Source organism: Mesorhizobium sp. (assembly GCF_965229135.1).
Classification (GTDB): Bacteria; Pseudomonadota; Alphaproteobacteria; order Rhizobiales; family Rhizobiaceae; genus Mesorhizobium.
The window spans coordinates 5,471,028-5,494,121 of sequence record NZ_OZ245860.1 but is presented as its reverse complement, the minus strand read 5'-3'; the positions used below and the strand labels follow the sequence as shown (position 1 = coordinate 5,494,121).

The following is a 23,094-nucleotide window of genomic DNA, read 5'->3' as shown; positions in this document are numbered from 1 at the left end:
GACCAACCAACATGGCTCAGGATCTCACAGGCAAGGTGGCGGCGATCACCGGCGCCGCTTCGGGCATCGGCCTCGAATGCGCGAAACATCTCATCGCGGCGGGCGTGCGCGTGGCACTGGTCGACCGCGCCGAGGACGCATTGAAAACCATCTGCGCCGAACTTGGGCCGAACGCCATTCCCGTGGTGGTCGACCTGATGAAGCCCCAGAGCGTGGCGACCATGCTGCCGCAAATCCTCGACAAGGCCGGCCAGCTCGACATCTTCCACGCCAATGCCGGTTCCTATGTCGGCGGCCCGATTGTCGATGGAGATCCAGATGCCTGGGACCGGATGCTGAATCTCAACATCAATTCGGTATTCCGCTCGATCCACGCCGTCCTGCCGCACATGATCGGCCGCAAGACCGGCGACATCATCGTCACCAGTTCGATCGCCGGCCTCGTGCCAGTCGTCTGGGAGCCGATCTACACCGCCTCGAAGCATGCCGTGCAGGCCTTCGTCCACACGGTGCGCCGCCAAGTCGCCCCGCACGGCCTGCGCGTCGGCGCCGTCGCGCCCGGCCCGGTGGTGACGGCGCTGATCAGCGACTGGCCGAAGGACAAGCTGGAGGCCGAACTCGCCGCCGGCGGCCTGATGCAGCCCGTCGAGGTCGCCGAAGCCGTGATGTTCATGCTGACAAGGCCCAGAAACATCACCATCCGCGACCTGGTGATCCTGCCTCAGAGCAATGATTTGTAGACAGTAGGCAAGCCAGATTCAGCTGACGAAGCCGGCCGTCTTTCTACCCTACTGCCTACTGCCCAATCCCTGAACCGAAGGTCCCCCCATGCCCCACTATATCGGCGTCGACGTTGGCACCGGCAGCGCCCGGGCGGGTGTCTTCGACAGCGAAGGCAACATGCTGGCTTCGGCCAGGCGCGACATCGCCCTGTTCCTCGAACCCGGCGAGATCGCCGAACAGTCGAGCGAGGATATCTGGCGCGCGGTTTCAGTCAGCGTGCGCGAGGCGGTGACGCAATCGGGCATCGATGCCAGCGACATCGCGGGCATCGGCTTTGACGCGACGTGCTCGCTGGTCGTGGTCGGAAAAGGCGGGGCGCCACTGCCTGTCGGCGCCTCGGGCGACAGCCAGCGCAACATCATCGTCTGGATGGACCATCGCTCGCTCGACCAGACGCGGCGCATCAATGCCGGCAAACATGCCGTGCTCGACTATGTCGGCGGCACCATTTCGCCGGAGATGGAAACGCCGAAACTCTTGTGGCTGAAGGAGAACATGCCCGGCAGCTTCGCCCGGGCCGAGTTTTTCTTCGACCTGCCCGACTATCTCACCTGGCGGGCGACCGGCAGCACGGCGCGCTCGATCTGCACCGTCACCTGCAAATGGACCTATCTCGCGCATGAAAGCCGCTGGGACGAGGCCTATTTCCGCGCCATCGGCCTCGGCGAGGTCGCCGACGAGGGCTTTGCGAGAATCGGTACCGAAATCGTCGCCGGCGGTACGGCGCTGGCCCGCGGCCTCACCGAGGCGGCGGCCGCCGAGTTCGGCCTGCGGCCGGGAACGGCCGTGGCCGCCGGACTGATCGATGCTCATGCCGGCGGCGTCGGCACGGTGGGCGGCAAGCCTCCCGAAACGGGCGACGCCGCCGGCACCTTGCAGTCGCGCATGGCCTATGTCTTCGGCACCTCCGCCTGCACCATGGCCAGCACCAGCGAGCCGGCCTTCGTGCCTGGCGTCTGGGGGCCCTATTTCTCGTCGATGGTGCCCGGCCTGTGGCTAAGCGAGGGCGGCCAGTCGGCGGCGGGCGCGGCGATCGATCATCTCGTTTCCTTCCACCCGGCCTCCGCGGCGGCCGCGTCCGAGGCCAGGGCGCAGGGCGTCAGCCTGTCCGCCTGGCTGGCCGGGCAAGCGGCGCGGCACTCGCCAGGCCTGTCCGCCGCGGCACACCTTGCCGATGGCCTGCACGTCGTTCCCGAATTCCTTGGCAACCGCTCGCCCTTCGCCGACCCGCAGGCCAGGGGCCTGATCGCCGGGCTCGGCATGGAGACCTCATCGGACAGTCTCGTGGCGCTCTACATCGCCGGCCTCTGCGGCATTGGCTATGGCGTGCGCCAGATCGTGGCGGCGATGGCTGGGAAGGGACTGGCCATCGATACGATCGTCGTCTCGGGCGGCGCCGCGCAAAGCGAACTGGTGCGCCAACTGCTCGCCGATACCACGGGGCTGACGGTCGCCGCATCGACCTCGCCGGAGCCGGTGCTGCTCGGCTCGGCCATGCTGGGCGCTGTCGCGGCGGGACGCTACCCCGACCTGATATCGGCGATGACAGGCATGTCGGCCATGGGCGAGATCTACCGCCCGGCCGGCGGGCCGCTGAAGGCCCTGCACGACAAGCGTTTCGGCGCCTTCGAACTGCTGCAGAAGGCGGCGCGGGCGGTTCGCGGCTGAACGGTCACGGCAAATTGTACTGGTACGGCCGGCCGCTGGTCTGGCTGTTGCCATAAACAAGGCCTATCAGCGGTTTGACCGGCATCAAACGGCACGGTCAGCGCACTCTATAGAATGGGTGGTGGAGCGCGCATAATCGATTGTCGCCGAGGCCGCCCATGCATGGAACCAGGATATTCGACGGAGTTATCGTCATTGGCGCTGGTGCCGCGGGCCTCGCCGTGACACACGCGCTGCTGCGCGCGGGCGTGCCGGTGCGGCTTCTGGAACAGGAACGGCACATCGGCGAGCCCTGGCGGCGGCGGCACAAGAACCTGGAGCTCAACACCCATCGCACGCTGTCGGCGCTTCCGGGCGTGAGCTATCCCGTCGGCACGCCGGCCTTTCCCGGCAAGTCGCTGGTCATCGACATGCTCGACAGGTTCCGCCAGCAGCACAAGCTGCCGATCGAATTCGGCGTGCGCATCGATAGGATCGCCCGCACCGGTGGCCATTGGACGCTTTCCTCCAACATGGGCACGCGAACCGCCTCCCATGTCGTCGTCGCCACCGGACGCGACCGCACGCCCCATATTCCAGACTGGAAAGGCATGGCCGCGTTCGGCGGCCGGGTCGTCCACGCCGCCGATTTCGGCGACGGGGCGGACTATGCGGGAAAGAAGATCCTGGTGGTCGGCGCCGGCAATTCGGGGTTCGACGTGCTCAACCACCTCTCCCGCGTCGACACCGCCGACATCTGGCTGTCGGCAAGGCATGGGCCCACACTGCTTCCCAAGCGCATCTTCAACATCTCCGTTCACCTGATGTCGCCTTACATAGCGCGCCTCCCGGTCAGGCTCGCGGATGCGCTGTTGCGCGCGGGCCAACGCATCGCCTTCGGCGACCTGACGCGATATGGCCTGCCGCCGGCTCCGGCCGGAGGCGCCAGCCGCCTGGCCGACGACTATGTGGCGATCGCCTCCGATGATGGCGCGGTGGATGCCATCAAGTCCGGCAGGATCAAGGTGGTGCCGGAAATCGGCCAGTTCTCCGGCGACGGCGTCATCCTCGCCAATGGCGAAAGGGTCCGCCCCGACATCGTCATCGCCGCCACCGGCTATCGCACCGGGCTCGAACAGATGGTCGGCGCGCTGGGCGTGCTCGATGCCAAGGGGTATCCCCTTTTCAACGGAGCCGATCATTCTTCCGGCCTCCCCGGCCTGTGGTTCACCGGCATGCGGCCGAGCATCCGCGGCTGCTTCGCCAATGCTCGGCTGCAGGCCCGCGCCATCGCGGCTGCGATCAAAGTCGGCTGACGGGTATTGCAGGGGAACGGGCCAGTGCTCAATCGTCGCGGATCACCTGGCACATGTGCCATTCGCGACAGTGCGTCGGCTCACCGGTCACGGCATGCGCCCACCCGGCAAAGGAAGCGGCGGGCCGGCAAACGCTGCTGCGCAACGACAAGTAGCAAGGCGCCGAGCACCACCTACCGACAGGTAGGCCATATCTTGAGCCGGCTAAGCACGGACACATAATGTCGCTTTTATACCAATCGGGATTGTTATGATTCCAACACTAACGTTCCCACTGATCTTTTCGTATTCGGGCGATGGGGGTCGCCGTGAATCGAATTCAGTACCGCATTCTTGAGTCTTTCTATTTCCATTCCCCACATGCCGGAAAGTGCCGACGCGTCGCGCCGGGCATGGCGAAGGCGGGATGGTTTGTCCCCCCTGCCGGGCGGTACCATGTCTGATCCCCGACCGTACCGGAACGAGCTGTTGCGGCGGATGATGCCAGACGATCTGGCGCTGATCGAACCCTATATGACGCGCCGCGACCTGCCGTTGCGGACCATGCTCGTCACTACCGACATGCCCATCGAGGCCGTGCATTTCATGGAGCACGGCATCGCCGCCGTCATTGCCAGGACGGCGAGCGGTCATGGCGCGGAAGTGGGTTTCATCGGCTTCGAAGGCATGACCGGTGCTTCGCTGGTGATGGGCGACGACCGCGCGGCGCACGCATGCTCGATGCTGTTCGAAGGCGAAGCCATCCGCATCGACGCGACCCATTTCAAAGCCGCGCTGACGGCAAGCCCGACCTTGCGCCTCTATTTGCTGCGCTTCGTCAACTACATGCAGACCCAGACCGGCTGTACCGCGCTCGCCAACGCCCAGTTGAAGCTCGAGGAACGGCTGGCCCGCTGGCTGCTCATGTGCGACGACAGGCTGCCGGACGAACGCATGGCCATCACGCATGAGTTCCTCGCCAGCATGCTCGGCGTGAGACGGCCCGGCGTCACCATCGCACTGCAGCTGCTCGAGGGCCGTTCGCTCATCCGCTCGCGCCGGGGCGAGGTCATCATCCGCGACCGCGCCGGGCTCATCGAACTCGCCAATGGCAGCTATGGCGAGGCGGAAGCCGAATATGCCAGGCTGATCGGAGACATCGGCGGCGCCCGGGCATAAGCCCGAAAGCATGCCGCCAGGTTCGATTCCGTGCCGGAGGCGCCGCGAGTCGCTTGCCGGAAAATCCCGGCCAGGTTCACTTTCCGCGACAGGTTGCGCATTGTAGAACTTTGCCGCGCGAAGGACGGTCGCCCGTGATCGATCGCTCCTGGCCCGCGTGGCGGAGGAGCCTCCAAGGAGTGAACAGCGCGGGTTTCATCGCTCTCGATACCGGCTTTCGCGGCGCGGCGGCGGCATTGCTTGTGATGGTTGCCGCCGTCTTCCTGCGCCATCGTCCCGCCGAGTTTATCCGCGCTGCCCTGGCCGGAGCGGGCGCCGCCTCCGCGATCCTCGAGGCGCCGGGTTTCCCGTCGCAATGGCATTGGGCGAGCCTGCCGCTCGTTGCATTGTCGTCGGGTACGCCGGTCGTCTTCTGGCTCTGGGCCCGGGTGGTTTTCGACGACGACTTCGTCTTCCGGCCCTGGCACGGCGGCGTCTGGGCCGCCGCGGTCGGCCTGGGGCTGATCGCTTCCTATGGCGCGATTACCGGCTCCGCCGCTTCAGCCATCAACCGGGCCTTGATGCTGGCCAATCTGGGCTTCGGAATGCTCGCCATGATGCAGACGATTGCCAGCTGGCGCCTGGATCTGGTCGCCGGTCGGCGGCGGCTGCGTGTCGCCGTGCTGATGGGAACGCTGGTGTATATCGCCGTCAATTCGGCCGCCAATCTCTCGTCCGTTGCAGCCCTGTCATGGTCTTCCCCGGCGCGGAACCTGGCCAACGCACTCGGCCTTTGCCTGTTGGCGGTGCTCGCCGGCTGGACCCTGTTCCGCACGGCCTCGCCCGTTCGCGCGCTCGTGCCGGAACCGGCCGTTGCATCCGCCGGCCGACTTTCTTCCACGCCGATCCGCAACGATGGCCGTCCAGCGATCGAACCGGCGCTGCTCGCCCGCCTGGAGCGCCTGATGACGGTCGAGCGTACCTATCGCCGCGAGGGGTTGACCATCGGCTCGCTCGCCGCGCTCATGCGCCTGCCGGAATACCGACTGCGCCAGGTCATCAACGAGGGCCTTGGCTACCGCAACTTCAATGCATTTCTCAACCGCTACCGGATCGACGAAGCCAAGATGGCGCTCGCCGATTCCAGCCAGAAGGACGTGCCGGTCCTGACCATCGCCATGGATGCCGGCTTCCAGTCGCTGGGTCCGTTCAACCGCGCCTTCAAGGCCGACACCGGCCGGACGCCGACCGAGTTTCGCCGCCTCGCGCTGGGCAACGCGCGGGCTGGACCTTTGTCCTACGCGCCGAATCCTGACATCGGCGCGCCGCGTTGAGGAATCGGCCAGCCGTTTCCAAAATCCGGCGAGACCGCCCCGCCGCCTTGCGACATCGTTTCCGCGAGATCGGAGACAGCCATGGACATGCAAGCCGCGAAACGTTTCGTCTTGAGCGCACTGTTGAGCCTATGCGCTCTGCCGAGTGGACTTTGCCTCGGGCGCGCGCTGGCCGATGACCCGGCGCCATGGCCAACCGGCGGATGGCTGACCTCGACGCCCGAAGAGCAAGGCATGGATTCGTCAGCGCTCGCCAGCCTTGTCGGCTATGGCGCAAGCCACGGCTTCGACAGCCTGCTTGTCGTGCGTCATGGGCACATTGTCACGGAGGCCACCTACGCCCCTTACACGGCGGATATCCCCCACAACCTGTTCTCCGCGACGAAGGCGGTTACCGGCACCCTTCTCGGCATGGTCTACAAGGACGGCCTGCTCGACCGTCTCGATCATCCCATGCTGGATTTCTTCGCCGGTCGCCACATTGCGAATGTCGATGACCGAAAGAAAGCCATCACGGTCCAGAACCTTCTGGACATGACTCCCGGCCTCGATTGGGATCAGGGATATGAGGGCGGCCCGCAGCGATCCATGTTCGACCTGGCACGGAGCTCCGATTGGACCCAGTTCATTCTCGACCGCCCGATGGCGCATGCTCCCGGAGAGGTGTTCAACTACAGCAACGGCAATCCGGACCTGGTATCCGCTGTTATCACGAGGTTGACCGGCAAGCTTGCCGAGGACTATGCGAGGGAAAGGCTTTTTGCTCCGCTAGGCATTGTTGACTGGCACTGGGACCGCGATCCCCAAGGTCTCACCATGGGACACGGCATGCTGTATCTGCTGCCGCGCGACATGGCCAAGCTCGGCTATCTTTACCTGCACCATGGCGAATGGGAGGGAAGGCAGTTGATTCCGCGGGGCTGGGCCGATGTTCTGGACCATAAGCTCGTGAATGTGCGCGCCTCGGATGACCCTGACGAGAGCTATTCGAACTTCATCTGGGTCTTTCCAGACAGGCATGTCTACATGATGAACGGCAAGAACGGCCAGTTGATCGTGGTGTTCCCCGATCTGGATGCCGTCGTGGTGACCACGGCCAGGAAGCAGGTCCGTTATAAAACCCTGATCGATGCTGTTACCAGCGCGGTCAAGTCCGGGTCCGCATTGACGTCGAGCCCGAAAGCCCTCGAGCAGCTTGCCGATGCAATCAGGAACGCCGCGGTCGAAAAGCCGGCGCCCGTCGGCCCAACGCCACAGATCGCTTCCGCAATCTCGGGGAAGACCTACCAATTCCCCGACAACGAATTCGGACTAAAGTCCTTTGCCCTCGATCTGACCGAGCCTAATCCGCATTTTGACGTCGAATTCTCCTTGCGCTATCCGGCCGGCTCATCCGTGAAGTACAGCCAGCCGATAGGGCTCGACGGGTTCTATCGCAAGGGAGCGCCGAAGGCCTCCGACCCTGGCATCGGCCACATCACCGAGGCCAAGGGGACGTGGCTGAACGGGCAGACCTTCGTGATCGACGTGCCCGTTGTGGGATATGGCGAACAGCAGGAAGTCATCCTGACATTCAGCGGCAAGAAGCTGAACCTTCACCGTACGGTCACCGTCGGCGAGGGCCAGGATCTATCGATGGATGGCGAACAGGTGATGAACTAGACAGGCGTGCGACCGACGGCGGGCAGCTCACTCTCCCGGTTCGTTTTCGGACTCCAGCCGCGCCGTCGGCACACGATCGACCTCAGCCGCATCCCGAACAATCGGGGCCGGGCTCTGCCAGGAGGGCAGGCTGATCTGCCGGCACAATCCCTCGAATTCCTCCACGGTGCCTGGATGCTCGAAGAAGGGCGCCGAAACCATCAGCGGCGTCACGTCGAAGCGGGCTCCCGTCCTGTCCTGCTCGACCACCACATGTTTCTCGAGAATGGCTCCATGGAGGAACAGCCAGCCCCTCACCGCGCTGAAGCCCGCCCTCTCGGCGACGAAGGCTTCGACATTTTCATGCGCCCTGTCGGCTTTGGGAATGCCGGATTCCAAAAGCACGAACTTGTAGGGAACCACACCTGCCGAAACGCTGCCGGCGCGAAGTCTTGTAAACAGGCTCAAGGGGACCGCCTTGCCCTTGGCGAAAGACCTCGCCCTGCCCTGTGCGGCGGAGTCTTGCCCGGCCTAACCGTGCCGTCAACTGCTTCGATGCTCTCACGGCGGCCGATCGGCATCTGGCCGCGATCCAGGCCGGCCAGCTTGCATTTCGCCTGTTCGGCGGCGGCGCCAACCAGGCAATCGATGCTGAACATCACCCTGGCATGCCCGCTTGCCGCGACAGCGCTGCGAATCGTGTTCAACTGGGTATGGGTAAATTCAAGAAGGTCGCGCAGGTCGGTATTGTCCACACCGCTCTCCATCCCACGATGTCGAGAGGCCGGTCCGCAAAAACGGGTCGCTCTTGCAACCGGAAATACGCCCATTCTGATCATTTGCCTAGCCGAAATGTCGGAAACGTACCGTTTCTCGGCCTTTTGCGGATTGCAAAACATGTCTCATGTCATTTTTTCGCGAGCCAATCGCTTACGAACGAAAATTGGTGCAGTATTGGTTGGGGACTTGTAGACGGGTAAATGGTTCGAGTTTGTACATCTGTCGCGGCGGGGACGATGTCGTGCCAATTCGAAAGATTATTTCTGCCAACCTGAAAAGGCTTTGCGAGGGCCACGCCTCCATAAGTGCCGTGTGCCGCGAGCTTGATATCAACAGAACACAGTTCGAGCGCTACCTGCAGGGCACGACGGTCCCCAACAAGAAAACCGCGAAACTGATCTGTGATTACTTCGGCATAGACGAGGATGACCTCTACCAGGACCACGGCGCGCCGGGAACGCGCGTTCCGGGCCTGCCGCCGATTTCCAGAAACCTTTTCGAAAACTTGACGCGGCCGCCAACGCCGGCCATCGCCGGCGGCACCTATTTGACCTATTTTTCCATCCCCGGCCAGGCCGACCTGCTGATGCGGTCGGTGACATTCGTGCGACGCGACACCGAGCTGGTCACGTTCCGAAGGGTCACCGGCTGGGTAGAGCGCAATGGACCGGCCACCCTGTCGCGGGCGCGTGGCAACCATTACGGCGTGGCCATCTCGCGCCTGAACTGGATCTACTTCAACGGGGTCAACCGCCGGCAGGTGGGAGAACCGTCGCTGATGGCCGTGCAATGGGCGCCGATCTCGGAGCCGGTCCTGAGGGGCACCGCCATGGTGCTGACCGGCTCCGGGCCCGCCTTCGTCTCGGTGATCATGCGCCAGCACGTGACCCGGATCCGCCCACGCGACGCGATCCGCATGGCCCATGTCGTCAGCCTCGACGATCCCGGCGTGGACCAGCTCGTGGTCAGCCTGACCCGGGAGAGCCAGGCATCAGGCGGCTAGGCGGCGGTCGCCGTGCGATATGGCATGAATAGTCGCCTTGCTTTTTGTCCGGGGCCGCGTTCCTTCGCGGCCCGCGCAAGCGCCGGCGACGACAGCGCACCGCCGCCCCAATCCTCACTTGCCCTGCGGATGGATCGTCTCGCGGCGCTTCAGCATCTCGACGAAAGCCTCGATCTTCTTGCGGCGTCCGGCCTCGGTCTTCAAATTGTGCATCCGGAACGCCAGCGCGAAACGGTTCTGCGCGCTGAGCTTGCCCAGCATCGCCTTGGCTTCGGGCTCGGCGTCGATCGCCGCCTGCAGGTCGTCGGGGATCTTCAAGTCCTTGCCGCTGCCATAGGCGCGGTCCCAGCGGCCGTCGGCCTTGGCGGCCTCGACCTGTTTGAGGCCGTGCCCGGTCATGCGGCCTTCCTCAACCAGCCGGGCGACATTGTCGATGTTGATCTTGCTCCAGATGCTCTTTCTGCCGCGCGGCGTGTAGCGCTGCAGGAAGCTCTTGTCGTTGAACGACTTGCGCACCGCGTCGATCCAGCCAAAGCACAGCACCACGTCGACCGCCTGCCTGGCCGTGATCGACCTGAGGCCCGAATCCACCTTGTGGATCTTGATCCAGACTTCGCTTTCGGCGGCGTGGTTTCCCGCCAGCCAGGTGTAGAAACTGGCTGCGTCCTCGAACTCCCTGACCTTGTCGGGGTCGACCTTGACCGGCGCCATCAGCCGGCCCTTTCCATGTCAGGCATCACCGGTCAGGCGCGCGCGATCTCTTCGAGATACCAGTTGATGTAGCGCAGCTCGTTATATTCCATCGGCGCGATCGGCCCCGGCACGAAATAATGCGAGCGCACGCCGCGCGAGGTGTGCTCGATGATCTTCTTGTCCTCGTCGGTGGTGACCTTCCACAGCCAGGTCAGCTTTTCGAGGTCGTAATCTTGGCCCTCGACCGCGTCGCCGTGCACCAGCCAGATCAGTTCCATCTCGCAGGTGTCGGGAGTCTTGGGGATGAAGCGATAAATCATGCCGTGGTCGGGATAGCAGACCAGGAATGTCGTGCCGCCGAGGTGGATGGAGGTGACGCCGCCATCATAGTCGGTGAAGCGGCCCATCAGCGGCGCCACCGGCGAGCCGTCCTCGCTGCCGCTCGAAACGCCGTCATAGAGCGCGTAGCGGAACGTATCGATCGCTTCCTGTCCGGCCGCCGAATTCTGCCAGCGGTTGCCGCTGTGGATCTCGATGCCGAGCGCGCAGGTGCGCTGCTCCATCGCGGCGTTGAGCTGCTCGATCATCTCCTTGGGCTTTTCCAGCGCGTGCGTCTGCGAATATTCCGGATGCGCCGGGCCGCAATGATAGCACTCGACATAGTTCTCGACGGCGAGCTTCCAGTTGGCGTCGACCGGATAGCTCTGACGGTGCGCGACCTTTGCGTCAGCCCAGCCATACTGGCCGCAGCTGGTGCGCAGCGACTGCTCGATCGGGTCGAAGTCGAGCGGCGTCTCGGCGAAGGAGATGAACACCAGGCCTTCTGCGACGCGGACATGCAGCTTCTTCAGGCCGTGCGCCGCGCGGTCGAAATCCTTGGGCATCAGCCGCGCGGCGCGCAGCGATCCGTCATTGGAATAGGTCCATGCGTGGTAGGGGCAGACGAACATCTTCGCATTCCCCTTCTCCTTGGTGCAGACTTCCGCGCCGCGATGGCGGCAGACATTGAGCATGGCATGGATGGTCCCATCCGTGCCGCGCGTCAGGATGACGGCCTCGTCGCCCAGCTTGAACAGTTCGAAATCGCCGGGGTTGGGAATGACACTGGCATGCGCCAGGCAATGCCAGTGGCGGCGGAACACACGCTCCATGTCGCGCGCGTAGATGGCGGGGTCATGGTAGAAGGCGCGGACCAGGCCATGGCCCGGCCGGTGCGACGCGACCAGCTGGTCGATGGCATCGCCTTCGGTGTGGGTTTGCTGGAGAGGACGCACGCTCATCTGCCGTTCCCTTGTCTGGCGGTTTGTATTGTCTGGCTGTTTATTGTTTGGCGGTTTGTTCGCGCGATGGTAGCCGCCCGGCGCCGGGATGTCGACGCCGCCTCCCGGCCCTCACGGGCGGATTCCGTTGGTACAGCCGCCCAGCATCGCCAACCGGCGGGCCACCTGACCGTGAAAAGCCTCCATCACCGCAGACTGTTGACCGTGAGCTGCGTGTCATCGGTGAAATCCGGCCGCACGCCGAGCATCGCCGCCGTCCTTTCGATGATCGCGCCTGCCACCGGCGCGGCATTGGAGGCCGCGGTGATGCCCATGCCGGGGCGTTCGGACCGCGGATCGTCGACGACGACGAGAACGATGAATTGCGGATCGTTCATCGGGAAGGCCGCCGCGAAGACGTTGAAATTGTGGTTCTTGGCATAGCGCCCGGCAATGACCTTCTCGGCCGTGCCGGTCTTGCCGCCGACGCGGTAGCCCATGATGTTGGCGCGCCGCCCCGAGCCTTTTATCCCGTTGAGACGATAGAGATAGCGCATGCTTCTGCTCGTCTCTTCGCTGACCACGGTCCGCGCGAGCGCTCTCGCCTGCTCCTCGGTCCGCCGCACGAACGTCGCCGGAACAAGCTTGCCCTGGTTCAGGATGGCCGCGATGCCGACCGCCGTCTGGAGCGGCGTGGTCGCAAAGCCGTGGCCGAAGGCCGCGGTGATCGAGGTCGCCTGCTTCCAGACCTTCGGCTGGACGGGCCGGGCGACCTCCGGCAGCTCGGTGGTCATGCGCGACAGGAGGCCCATCCGCTCCAGGAAGTCGCGATGCCGCTCCACGCCGACCATCATCGCCTCCTTGGCCGAACCGATGTTGGAGGAAAACAGGAAGACCTCCTCCAGTGACAGGGGGCGCCCCTTGCCGTGGGCATCGCGCACGCGTTGCCGGCCGACGATGATGGGCGCACTGGCGTCGAACATCGTCGAGATGCTGGCGCCGCCGATCTCGATCGCCATCGCGGTCGTGAACGTCTTGATGGTGGAGCCCATCTCCGCCGTGCCCGCCGACATGCGGTTGAGGCGGTCCTTGTCGAGCGCGTTGAACGGGTTGTTGGGGTCGTAATCCGGCAGCGACACCATGGCCATCACCTCGCCCGTCTTGACGTTCAGGATCACGCCGCCCGCCGCCGTGGCCTTGTAGTGCTCCATCGCGCTCGAAAGCTCGTCATGGACGGCATGCTGCACGCGCGCATCGATCGACAGCCGCACCGGCTGGAACGCCCCGCGACCACCCAGGCCCGCCCCGCGCAAATCGACAAGCCCCTGCTCGTCGATCCATTTCTCCATTCCCGACAGGCCGACATTGTCGATGTTGGTCAGTCCCAATATGTGCGAGGCCTGGACGCCGCCGGGATAGAAGCGCTTGATTTCCGGGCGAAAGCCGATGCCGGGAATGCCCAGCGCCAGGACATCCTGCTGCTGCCGGGGCGTAAGCTGCCGCCTGAGCCAGACGAAACCCGAGCCGCTCCTAAGCTTGTGGTAGGTCTGCTCGTAGTCGAGCTCGGGCAACACATTCGCCAGCTTCTCGACGGCTTCGTTCGCGTCCACGATCCGCCGTGGCTCGGCATAGAGCGACGCCATGCGCACGTCCGTCGCCAGTATCGTCCCGTTGCGATCGATGATGTCGGGCCGCGCCGCGCCGACCGGGCGCACGAGCGTGTCCGCCACATGCGGCGCGGAAAGGCCGTAGAACACCAGGCGCCCGCCGATGATGCAGAAGATCGACGCGAAAGCCGCCATGGCGATCGCCATGCGCCGGCGGCCGCGCTTGCGCTCGCCATCCATGCGCGGCTTGTCCTGGCGTCGCCGCGACAGGGAATACGGAAAGATATTGGAACCGAGGGAATACATCTGCTAAGCCCTTGGACAGTCGATGCGAAGGGGCATTGCCCTCAGCCTTAATGCAATTCCTTAGCTTTAATCGATTAACGGTTTTTTACCATGGCGGGCCCTCCCCTGATCCGACCGGGTGGACGCAGCGAGCGGATACAGAAAGCCGTTCATGAGGCCGTAAAAGCCCTCAAGGCCGAAGACGAAACCGTCGAGCTCAGCGTGCCGATGATCGCCGAACGGGCGAACGTCACCCCGTCGACCATCTACCGGCGCTGGGGGACGGTCGGCGAGCTTCTGGCCGATGTTGCCGCGGAGCGCTTGCGCCCGGACGCCGACCTGCCGGATTCCGGATCACTGCGCGGAGATCTGGAGATATGGCTCGAACGCTTCGTCGACGACATCTCGACCGGCGTCGGCTTCGCGCTGATCCAGGAGCGGGTCGCCAATACGGCGCTCGCGCGCCGCGCCGCCGGATACGCCCAGGCGAATTTCGAGGTGCTGGTGAACCGTGCAACCGGCCGATCCGAACCCGCGCCGGACCCGAACCGGTTGATCGACCTGCTGGTCGCTCCGGTCATCTACCGTCTTGTCTTCGCGGGCCAGCATATCGAGAAGCGCTACCAGCTCGAGCTGATCGAGCTGGCGATGGGTTTGCTGCCTGGCTGAGGCGAAGCCCGCCCGGCGGAAGGAATGTCACTGCCCGCGCGCGCCGCGATAGGCCGCCAAGGCCCTGTCCCTGGCCACGGCATGGTCCACCACCGGGCGCGGATAGTCCTTTCCGAGCGTCAGCCCGCACTGTCGCAGCACCTGCGCCGGCGCTTCCCAGGGACGGTGGATGTACTTGTCGGGCAGCCCGGCGAGTTCCGGCACGTAGCGGCGGACATAGATGCCCCGGGGGTCGAATTTCTCGCCCTGCAGAACCGGATTGAAGACGCGGAAATAGGGCGCGGCGTCGGCGCCCGATCCGGCCACCCACTGCCAGCTCGCGGGATTGCTCGCCGCGTCGGCGTCGACCAGCGTGTCCCAGAACCACGCCTCGCCTTCTCGCCAGTCGATCAGCAGGTCCTTGACCAGAAACGACGCCACGATCATGCGCACGCGATTGTGCATCCAGCCCGTGCGCCACAATTCGCGCAGGCCGGCATCGACGATTGGGTAGCCGGTCAGCCCCCGCCGCCATGCCTTCATCTCGGCTTCGGCGCCCTGCCATTCGAAGGCATCGAATTCGTCACGGATGTTCTCCCTGTCGATTTTCGGCAGGTTGAAGAGCAAGTGGTAGGAGAACTCGCGCCAGCCGACCTCCTTCCTGAAGGTGTCGGCGTCCGCCGAGCGTTTGCTGCTGACGGCGGCCATGATCTGGAACGGCGTGATCTCGCCATGCGCGAGATGCGGCGAAAGCCCGGACGTGCCGTCTTCGCCTGGAAAGTCACGGTTTTCGGCGTAGCCGTCGAGGTGGTCGTCGACGAAGGTTTCGAGGCGGTGCAAAGCGCCCTCCTCGCCGGGCTGCCACCGCTCGGAAAGTCCGCCCGACCAGTCCGGCCTGCCCGGCAGCAGCGCGAACGCGCCGAGCGGATCGCCATGCAGTTTCCCCTTCCAGCCGGCGAGTGAAGCCGGCGCATCGACCGGATGGCGATGCTGCAGTTCCGACAGCTTCCGGTAGAACGGCGTGAACACCTTGTAGAAATCGCCCGCTTGCGTCCTGAGCCTCAACGGCTCATGCAGCAGGAAGCCCTCGAAGCTTTCCGCCACGAAGCCGTCTTCGCGCAGCTTCGCCATCATGGCCTTGTCCGTCGCTATGTCGGCCGGCGCATAGCGGCGGTTCCAGAACACCGAGCCGGCGCTCGTGGCTTCGAGCGCCTCGGCGACGATCCCTTGCGTCGCGCCCTGCCGCAGGATGAGCCGCGCGCCGAGTCCGTCCAGGTCGCGCGCCAGCGCATCGAGCGAATGGTGCAGCCACCAACGGCTGGCCGCGCCCCTGCGGCGCGCGCCCTGGCCCTCCTCGTCGAGGATGAACAATGGCACGACGGGCCGGCCCGTGGCGGCGGCCGCCGCGAGCGCCCGGTTGTCGCGGATCCGCAAATCGTTCCGGAACAGGACGAGGATCGGGGCATCATTGCTGGTCATCAGGCAAACTCCGGAGCGGTCCGCGACGCGCCCTGCGAGCGCCACCGACCCATACAGCCGATGAACTAGATTACGGTCGCCAAAGGCAAGGGCCGCGCGACATTTAGGCGTTCTCATCCACCGCAAGCGCGGCAAGAACTGCAAAGTGCCTCAAGCGCGCTTGCGCTCCCTGTCTTTTGCAAGATGATAAGGCCGCACAAGGACTTCGGCTGCAATGTGCCACTCCCTGTTGAGCCGGAAGACCATATCCATGGTGAGTGCGCGCTTTCGGTTCAGCACCTCGGTCGCGCGAGGCGATGACCCGATATCGGCATCACGCTCGAAAAGAACGGCTACATCGCCGATACCGGCAATCTGGTCGGCGGGATGAATCCCGCCGCCAGAAGGGTGATCCCTACCAGTTCACCTTGAAGCCGACATTGCCGCCGTAGGTCCGCAGGCCCTCGCCGAACTTGCCGTCGAAGGTGGTGAACATCGAGGTGTTTTTGCTCAGGTTCATCTTTAGCCCGGCATCGACCGCAACCGCGTTGACGGCGGCGGCCGCGCCCTGGATGACGAGAGGATAGCCGGGCGCTGCCTGGAACTCGGGGCTGACCGAGCGGTCCGGCTCGAACTCATGCACCCAGGCCGCCCGGCCCCAGGCCTGCAGCGACTTGCCGTCGCCGATCCCCACCGTGGTGTCGAGCTGCAGGCCAAGCGACACCGGCAGCGACAGGATCGTGCGGCGGTCGAAGTCGAGGCCAAGCGTGCCGCCGTTGAGCGAGGTCTCGTTGAAGGCATCCATCGACAGCATCGAGAGTTGCACGCCGGCAAACGGGGTGATGGCGCCCGCGCCCACCGTCTGCCGCCAGCCCGCCTCGACATTGGTGCTGAAGCCCGCGCTCAGGAAATGGCTCTTCCAGCGCTCGGCGGCGCCGGCCACCGGATCGAGCGGTGCGCTCGAGCCGGGAAGCGTCACGTCGCGGTCGACATCGTTGTTGAAAAGGCCGAAGGCGAGCGCGCCGCTGACGTAGAACTGGTCCCATTTGCGCGTCAGATAGGTGCCGACCTGGCCGCCGATGATGTTGCCCGAGGTCTGGCGGCCATCGACTGCAAAGGAAGCCGCCGCGCCACCCAGAGCGAATCCCATCAGCACGTCGGGATCGCCGGCGGAATCCATGCCCGCCGCGAAATTGCCGCCCTGGTAGACATTGTTCGCACTGCCCGTGGCCGCGTTGCCGCCGATCACGCCGCCGCTGCCGCCAGCGGACGCCCAGTAGTTCCAGCGCCGCTCGTCCGGCTGAAGCGCCGCGAACGGATCTTTCCCGGCTTTGCCCGGCTCGTCATAGGCCTGCGGCGGGATCGTACGGTCCAACGGGTTGGAGCCGAGGCCGGTGCGCCAGAAATCCGCCTGATGGCTCATGGCTGTCAGGAAGGTGCCATAGATATCGAATTGCGGCTGCTCGACGCCCGAGACGCCCTCGCCCGAGATCGCATTGTAGACGCCGCCAAGCTGATCGATCGTCGGAGCGTAATACAGTGCGGCGGCTATCCTGTTGAAGCCCGGCGAGGACGAGCCGCTCTGGATCGCGTTGACCGCATTGCCAACCGCGGCCTGGTTCCCGGTCAGGCCGGTGGGGGCGAAGTTGATGTCGACGTTGAGGACAATGTCTTCGGCATTCGGGTATAGCAGCTGGTACTGTGCCACCGCGCTGGAGATCGCGTTCAGCGTCAATCCGGTGTGGGTGACGCCGCCGTTGGCGTGCAGGATCAGGAAATCCTGGCTGCCGGGCTTGGCGGCGGCCGGATCCATGATGTTGAGATCGATCGCGCCTGCGGCAACCGCCGTGCCGCTTATGTTGAACAGGTCCGATCCCGGATCGAGGTCGACGTCGAGCTTGTAGACGCCTGTCGAGGACTGGTTCCAATTGCCGACGAGACTGGTCGTCATCACATTGCCGGCGCCGCCCGGCGAGAAATAGCCATTGTCGGTGAACAGGTTGCCGGCGCCGAGCTTGGCGTCGGCGCCGGCATTGAAGGTCGCGCCGGCGATGTTGGTGAAGCCGTTGGCGCCTGTGCCGAGATCGAACGAGCCGGTCACCGTGCCATAGTTGGTCACGGTCTCGTTGCCCGCGCCGGCAAGGATCGCCCAGCCGCCGGCGGTGCCGCTAGCGGTCGTGATCGTGCCCTTGTTGCTGATCGTGTTGGCGTCGCCGTCGATGATCCAGACGCCGACGCCGATATGGGTCGCATCGGTCGCGCCGCCCTTTACAAGACCGGTGGTGCTGTCGAGGTTGATGGCGATGTCGCCGTTGCCCTCGACCGCCTTGCTCTGCGCGACGATGGCGCTGGTGCCGGCGGCATGGGTGACCACCGAGCCGGTCAGGTCGACCGTCACGTTGCCGGCGGTGCCGAGATAGTTCTGCGTCGTATCCTTCGAGCCGCCATTGCTCTGCGCGAAGATGCCGATGGAACCGTCGCCATAGGTGTCGATCGTGCCGGCATAGTTGACGTGGACGATGCCTGAATCGCCGGCGTCGCCATTGCTGCCGACGGCCCAGTTCGTGACGTAGTGGATACCCGGGATCAGCTCGTTGCCGAGCGTGCCGAGAATGCCGCCGCCGCCGCCGACCGACTGTGCGAAAATGCCGGCCGAGGACGAGCCATGGGTGATGATCGCCCCATTGCCCTCGACGGTGACGTCCTTGCCCGAGCCGCCATCGCCGCCGCCTTGCCCGAAGGCCAGGCCGATGCCGAGATTGAGCGCAGGGATCGGCCCCATGGCGCTTTCCAGCACGCGGTCGACATTGCCGGCGACACCGCCGCCGCCGCCGACTGACTGCGCGAAGATGCCGTTGGAGGCCGCGCCGAAGGTCTCGATCTTGCCGTTGCCATCGTTGGTGACGGTGACGATGCCGCCGTCGCCGCCGCTGGTGCCCCTGCCGCCGATGCCGAGCGTTCCGGTGGCGCCGATATTGGCCTTGCCGCCGACACCGCCGCCGCCGCCGACCGACTGCGCGAAGATGCCGTTGGAGTTGCTGCCCTTGGTGGTGATGTCGCCGGTGTTGGTGACCTCGACGAGGCCGCCCGTTCCGGTGCTGCCGCCATTGCCGCCGACCGCGATGCCGAGATTGCTGTAGATCTTGGTCTTGCCGAACAGCACGTTGGCGATCAGCGCCGCGGGCACCGGGATCAGCTCGCCGGTGCCGAGGATGCCGTTGCCGCCCGCGCCGCCGCCGCCGCCCACGCTCTGTGCGTAGATGCCGTCCGACAGCGAGGCATTGGTGATGATGTCGCCGCTGTTGGTGACGGCCACATGGCCGCCATTGCCGGCGCCGCCGCCATCGCCGCCGACCGCGACCGACATGGCGATGTTGGTCTGGGCGTCGGGCGGTGCGTCGCCCTTGCCCACCAGCACGTTGATCGAGTTGGCCCGCCCGCCAATGCCGCCGCCGCCGCCGATGGACTGCGCGAATATGCCATAGGCGCTGTTGCCGGTAATGATCGGATCGCCCTGGGCATCGACCGTCTGGGTATCGAGACCCGTCTCGATGCTGCCGTAATTGTGGACGGTCACATCCTCGCCATTGCCGGCCGCGCCGCCCTTGCCGCCGACCGCGACGGAGACATTGACCGTCTGCGCGCTCGAGCTGGTGGCGTTCGCCCAGCCGAGGACGCCGGTGATGGCGTTGCCGCCATCGCCGCCGCCGCCGCCGGCGCTCTGGGCATAGATGCCGACGGAGTTGTCGCCGTAGGTCCGGATGCCCGACCAGTTGTTCACCGTCACCGTCGAGCCGTCGCCGGCAACGCCGCCGCTGCCGCCGACCGTGACGCCGATATTGCCCTGCAGCAGCTCGCTGTTGTTGATGCCGATGTTGACGCCGACCGCGAAGCCGCCATCGCCGCCGCCGCCGCCGATCGACTGCGCGCGGATGCCGTTCGCGCCGATGCCAAAGGTGGTGATGAGGGAATCCGCGATGATGTTGCCATCGCCGTCCTTGCCCGCGTCGACGATGACGGCGCCGGCGGTCTCGCCCTTGCCGCCGGTGCCGCCGACCGCGACCTCGATGTTGACGCCGCCGCCGATGGTCATGGAGCCGCTGGCCGCGTAGCCGCCGATGCCGCCGCCGCCGCCGATGCTCTGCGCCCAGATGCCGTGGGCATCGGTGCCATGGGTGGTGATGACGCCGCCATTGGTGACATGGACGATATCGGCGATGCTGCCATCGCCGCCGCCGCCGCCAACCGAGATCGAGACCGCCACGGTCGGGATTTCGGACGGATCGGGCGAAACCCCCAGCGTGAAGGCCACGGCCGAACCGCCATTGCCGCCGCCGCCGCCCACCGACTGTGCGAAGATGCCGTATGCCTTGTCGCCGGAGGTGGTGATGCCGCCCTGGTTGTCCACCGTCACGGTGCCGCCATTGCTGCCGCCCCCGCCATGGCCGCCGACCGCGGCCGACACAGCGCCGACCGCGATGGCGCCGGAGATCGCGAACCCGCCATTGCCGCCGCCGCCGCCGAGGCTCTGCGCGTTGATGCCGATCGCGCCGTTCGCATGGGTGATGATCGTCGAGGCATTGTTGACCGTGACGGCCTTGGCGAGGCCGCCCGTGCCCGCGTCGCCGCCGAGCGTGACCGTCATGGCCACCGCGCCCAGCGTGCCGCCGCCGGCAAAGCCGCCATTGCCGCCGCCGCCGCCGACGCTCTGCGCGAAGATGCCGTAGGATTGAAGGCCGAAGGTCTCGATCGTGCCGCCTGTGGTGTTGACGCTGACGATGTCTCCGTCGCCCGCCACGCCGCCCTTGCCGCCCATGGCAAGGCCGAAACTGAAGGCGCCGCCGGCGCTGACGGCGACGGAGCCGCCGCCATCGCCGCCACCGCCGCCGACGCTCTGCGCGAAGATGCCGTAGGCGCTGTCGCCCTGCGTTGTGATGTCGCCCTTGTAGTTGACGGTCACGTCCTTGCCGTCGCCGCCGGGCCCGCCGGTGCCGCCGAGCGCGAAGCTGATGCCGACGCCGGTGCTGGTGCCGCCGGCGACCGCCACGGCGAGCCCGCCGCGGCCACCGCCGCCGCCGACCGATTGCGCGAAGATGCCGTAGGCCTTGTTGCCGGTGATCTGCGGCGCGCCGCCGCTGCCCACGCCGCGCGTGCCGGTATCGATGACCGAGGCGACGAGGCCGCTCAGATCGCCGGGCGTGGCGACATGGTTGACCTCGACCGAGCCGCCGTCACCGCCTTTTTCGCCGGCCCCGCCGATGGCGATCGCCACGGTTTCGCCGACCGTGTACGAGCCGCCGCCATTGCCGCCGCCGCCGCCGAGCGACTGGGCGAGGATGCCCACCGAATTGTCGCCGCTGGTCGTCAGGTGGCCTGAGGAATTGACGGTGACTTTCTCGCCGCTGCCCCCGCCCCCGCCCGAGCCGCCGATGGAGAACAGGCCGCCCGCGGAGCCGCCATCGCCGCCGCCGCCGCCGATGGACTCCGCCTGGATGGCGTTGCCCGCCGTCGTGATGGTGCCGGTATTGTTGACCGTGACCGTGCCGCCATTGCTGGTGGAGGAGCCCTTGCCGCCGATGGCGACGAGGCCGCCGCTGTCGCCGCCATTGCCGCCGCCGCCGCCGATCGACTGGGCGAAGATGCCGCGCGCCTTCGGGCCGATCGTGATGAGCGTGCCGTCATTGCTGACCGACACGGACCCGCCGATGCCGCCCGCGCTGCCTTCGCCGCCGATGGCGACCAGGCCGCCGCTGCCCGAACCGTTGCCGCCGCCGCCGCCGATCGACTGCGCCACGATCGCGTCGGCGCCGACATCCTGGATGGTGGGGCCGAGATCGGTGACGCTCGTATCCGAGCCGCCGAACGTCCTGATGACGTTGCCCGCGGCATTGGTGACGATGACGGTACCGCCGTCGCCGCCGGAGCCGGCGTCGCCGCCGATGGCGACGAGGCCGCCGGCGCCGCCCGCATCGCCGCCGCCGCCGCCAATCGACTGCGCCAGGATGCCGAAGGCGCCGACGCCGTAGGTGGTGATGCTGCCGCCGGCATTGTTGTTGACGGTCACCGTGTTGCCGGTGCCGCCGCCGGAGCCGAGCTTGTTGCCCAGCGCGACGATGCCGCCGGAATCACCGGCATCGCCGCCGCTGCCGCCCAGCGACTGCGCCCAGATGCCGTAGGAACGCGCGCCCTTTGTCTCGATGACGCCGGTATTGGCCACGGTGACCATGCCGCCATTGCCGCCGGCCGAGGCCGAGCCGGGCTCGCCAACGACGCCGAAGCTGTCACCGCCCGCACCGCCGCCGCCGCCGATCGACTGGGCGAAGATGCCGACCGACTTGTCCTGGTTTGTGGTGATCTGGCCGCTATTGTCGACAATGACCGTTCCGCCGGTCGTCGGCGGGCCGCCGGCGCCGCCTTCGCTGAAGATGTAGCCGCTGCCGCCGGCGCCGCCCTGGCCGCCCTTGCTCATCACGAAGATGCCGTCGGCGCCGACCGCGTCGGTGGTGATCGTAGCCGCAGAGGTCAGCGTGATGTCGCCGCCCTGGCCGGCGGCGCCACCCTGGCGGGCCTTCTGGTTGCCGTAGGAATCGCCGCCGGTGCCGCCATTCCCGCCAACGCTGGTGACCTCGACCGCGGCCTTGCCCGCCTGGCTGGAACTGTAGCTGTCGCTCGCGTGCAGCGTGTCGTTGATCGTCGGTCCGTTGCCGCCCGGCTGGCCGTCGGAGCCGCTCACGCCGATGGTCAGGCTGCCGAGAATGCCGAAGTCGATCTTGATGCCATAGGCGTTGGAGCCGCCCGAACCGTTGGAACCGGTCTGGCTGTCGACAAAACGCACGCTGTTGCCCTGGGTCACCGTGCCGCCGCTGCCGGCGCCACCCGCCCCGCCGCCATCGATCGGCACATCGAGCTGATAGGCGTTGAGCGTGGATTGCGGTTTGCCGGAGTCGGTCTCGTTCTCGACATTGATGTTGGTGACGTACACGGGATCGCCCACGTTCGCCGGCGTCGTGTAGGTATAGGACAGGACCTTGTAAGTCTTCCCGCCGGAGACGAAGGTGCTGTCGAGCGCGGGCGGCGTGACGATGACGGCATTGAAGGTGGTGGTACCGCCGGACGAGACCGCGGTCACTACCCAGCCATTGGGCGGCGACGGTATCTGGACGATCGTTTCGAGATTGCCGGTGCCGGGGTTGTAGACCTGGTCGCCGACCGCCAGCGCGAACGCACGGCCCGCGGGCAGAAGCAGCACCGAGGCCGTCAGCAGTCCAAAAACGCTCGACCGGGCAGACCGGCGCAGAGCCTTGAGCCCGATTGCATGCACACCAATAGTCTTCATTGCCGCTGTGTTCCCCGCCCCGGGCCAGATCCGATTCGGCGGAATCCGAGGTCGGCCCTGCCCAAGGCAGGCCTCACTCGATTTCACGCGTTGCGGAATTCTTCCCGCCTTACGGGTATCTGGTTTTCAGCGGGGTTGACTGTGTTATATCGAGCACAGTTGAGATC

General features: G+C 66.0%; 15 protein-coding genes. 8 read left to right on the top strand and 7 right to left on the bottom strand.

The features are described from left to right. The first annotated feature begins 11 nt into the window (after positions 1-11). From ACO07C_RS26410 to ACO07C_RS26385, 6 genes are all read left to right on the top strand, one after another. Positions 12-740, top strand: a complete 729-nt coding sequence (locus ACO07C_RS26410; protein WP_421917108.1) for an SDR family oxidoreductase — start codon at positions 12-14, stop codon at positions 738-740. Positions 741-828: 88 nt separating this feature from the next. Then, on the top strand, positions 829-2,451 hold the full coding sequence (locus ACO07C_RS26405) for an FGGY-family carbohydrate kinase (RefSeq protein ID WP_421917107.1): 1,623 nt from the start codon (positions 829-831) through the stop codon (positions 2,449-2,451). Positions 2,452-2,609: 158 nt separating this feature from the next. Next, complete coding sequence (locus ACO07C_RS26400) at positions 2,610-3,746, top strand: flavin-containing monooxygenase (protein ID WP_421917106.1); 1,137 nt, start codon at positions 2,610-2,612, stop codon at positions 3,744-3,746. A 435-nt stretch (positions 3,747-4,181) separates the two neighbouring features. Next, positions 4,182-4,904, top strand: a complete 723-nt coding sequence (locus tag ACO07C_RS26395; protein WP_421917105.1) for a Crp/Fnr family transcriptional regulator — start codon at positions 4,182-4,184, stop codon at positions 4,902-4,904. A 179-nt stretch (positions 4,905-5,083) separates the two neighbouring features. Next, positions 5,084-6,217 carry a helix-turn-helix domain-containing protein gene (locus ACO07C_RS26390; RefSeq protein WP_421917104.1) on the top strand — a complete coding sequence of 378 codons (1,134 nt, stop codon included), beginning with the start codon at positions 5,084-5,086 and terminating at the stop codon, positions 6,215-6,217. Between the two features lie 81 nt (positions 6,218-6,298). Continuing rightward, on the top strand, positions 6,299-7,879 hold the full coding sequence (locus ACO07C_RS26385) for a serine hydrolase domain-containing protein (RefSeq protein WP_421917103.1): 1,581 nt from the start codon (positions 6,299-6,301) through the stop codon (positions 7,877-7,879). A 27-nt stretch (positions 7,880-7,906) separates the two neighbouring features. Here ACO07C_RS26385 and ACO07C_RS26380 read toward each other — a convergent pair whose 3' ends face one another. Together ACO07C_RS26380 and ACO07C_RS26375 are read right to left on the bottom strand one after the other, a co-directional pair. Beyond that, the gene (locus tag ACO07C_RS26380) at positions 7,907-8,326 is read right to left on the bottom strand and encodes a hypothetical protein (protein ID WP_421917102.1); all 420 of its coding nucleotides are present in this window, start codon (positions 8,324-8,326) and stop codon (positions 7,907-7,909) included. Continuing rightward, positions 8,323-8,613, bottom strand: coding sequence for a hypothetical protein (locus ACO07C_RS26375; RefSeq protein ID WP_421917101.1), 291 nt, complete (start codon positions 8,611-8,613; stop codon positions 8,323-8,325). Before ACO07C_RS26375 ends, ACO07C_RS26380 begins: the two co-directional genes overlap by 4 nt. Positions 8,614-8,879: 266 nt before the next feature. Between ACO07C_RS26375 and ACO07C_RS26370 the strand changes: the two genes are divergently transcribed. Beyond that, complete coding sequence (locus tag ACO07C_RS26370; RefSeq protein ID WP_421917100.1) at positions 8,880-9,641, top strand: helix-turn-helix domain-containing protein; 762 nt, start codon at positions 8,880-8,882, stop codon at positions 9,639-9,641. Positions 9,642-9,755: 114 nt separating this feature from the next. Here ACO07C_RS26370 and ACO07C_RS26365 read toward each other — a convergent pair whose 3' ends face one another. The 3 genes from ACO07C_RS26365 to ACO07C_RS26355 all read right to left on the bottom strand — a co-directional run bounded on the left by ACO07C_RS26365 (position 9,756) and on the right by ACO07C_RS26355 (position 13,440). Beyond that, positions 9,756-10,352: a YdeI/OmpD-associated family protein gene (locus tag ACO07C_RS26365; RefSeq protein WP_421917099.1), complete on the bottom strand. Its 597-nt coding sequence runs from the start codon at positions 10,350-10,352 to the stop codon at positions 9,756-9,758. 32 nt (positions 10,353-10,384) lie between these two features. Beyond that, positions 10,385-11,614, bottom strand: a complete 1,230-nt coding sequence (locus ACO07C_RS26360; protein WP_421917098.1) for an aromatic ring-hydroxylating oxygenase subunit alpha — start codon at positions 11,612-11,614, stop codon at positions 10,385-10,387. Between the two features lie 185 nt (positions 11,615-11,799). Continuing rightward, the gene (locus ACO07C_RS26355; protein ID WP_421917612.1) at positions 11,800-13,440 is read right to left on the bottom strand and encodes a peptidoglycan D,D-transpeptidase FtsI family protein; all 1,641 of its coding nucleotides are present in this window, start codon (positions 13,438-13,440) and stop codon (positions 11,800-11,802) included. A gap of 156 nt (positions 13,441-13,596) precedes the next feature. On the opposite strand from ACO07C_RS26355, the gene ACO07C_RS26350 reads away from it, so the two are divergent. Next, complete coding sequence (locus ACO07C_RS26350) at positions 13,597-14,154, top strand: TetR/AcrR family transcriptional regulator C-terminal ligand-binding domain-containing protein (RefSeq protein ID WP_421917097.1); 558 nt, start codon at positions 13,597-13,599, stop codon at positions 14,152-14,154. 27 nt (positions 14,155-14,181) lie between these two features. On the opposite strand, the gene ACO07C_RS26345 is transcribed toward ACO07C_RS26350, so the two are convergent. Next, complete coding sequence (locus ACO07C_RS26345; protein ID WP_421917096.1) at positions 14,182-15,612, bottom strand: cryptochrome/photolyase family protein; 1,431 nt, start codon at positions 15,610-15,612, stop codon at positions 14,182-14,184. Between the two features lie 394 nt (positions 15,613-16,006). Further along, a complete protein-coding gene (locus ACO07C_RS26340; RefSeq protein WP_421917095.1) occupies positions 16,007-22,927 on the bottom strand; it encodes a hypothetical protein in 6,921 nt (2,306 codons plus the stop codon). Positions 22,928-23,094: the final 167 nt, after the last annotated feature.

Excerpts from the sequence above, each read along its gene's own strand:
- ACO07C_RS26410 (WP_421917108.1), top strand. The coding sequence starts at position 12 with ATGGCTCAGGATCTCACAGGCAAGGTGGCGGCGATCACCGGCGCCGCT.
- ACO07C_RS26405 (WP_421917107.1), top strand. The coding sequence starts at position 829 with ATGCCCCACTATATCGGCGTCGACGTTGGCACCGGCAGCGCCCGGGCG.
- ACO07C_RS26400 (WP_421917106.1), top strand. The coding sequence starts at position 2,610 with ATGCATGGAACCAGGATATTCGACGGAGTTATCGTCATTGGCGCTGGT.
- ACO07C_RS26395 (WP_421917105.1), top strand. The coding sequence starts at position 4,182 with ATGTCTGATCCCCGACCGTACCGGAACGAGCTGTTGCGGCGGATGATG.
- ACO07C_RS26385 (WP_421917103.1), top strand. The coding sequence starts at position 6,299 with ATGGACATGCAAGCCGCGAAACGTTTCGTCTTGAGCGCACTGTTGAGC.
- ACO07C_RS26365 (WP_421917099.1), bottom strand. The coding sequence starts at position 10,352 with ATGGCGCCGGTCAAGGTCGACCCCGACAAGGTCAGGGAGTTCGAGGAC.
- ACO07C_RS26360 (WP_421917098.1), bottom strand. The coding sequence starts at position 11,614 with ATGAGCGTGCGTCCTCTCCAGCAAACCCACACCGAAGGCGATGCCATC.
- ACO07C_RS26355 (WP_421917612.1), bottom strand. The coding sequence starts at position 13,440 with ATGGATGGCGAGCGCAAGCGCGGCCGCCGGCGCATGGCGATCGCCATG.
- ACO07C_RS26350 (WP_421917097.1), top strand. The coding sequence starts at position 13,597 with ATGGCGGGCCCTCCCCTGATCCGACCGGGTGGACGCAGCGAGCGGATA.
- ACO07C_RS26345 (WP_421917096.1), bottom strand. The coding sequence starts at position 15,612 with ATGACCAGCAATGATGCCCCGATCCTCGTCCTGTTCCGGAACGATTTG.
- ACO07C_RS26340 (WP_421917095.1), bottom strand. The coding sequence starts at position 22,927 with ATGAAGACTATTGGTGTGCATGCAATCGGGCTCAAGGCTCTGCGCCGG.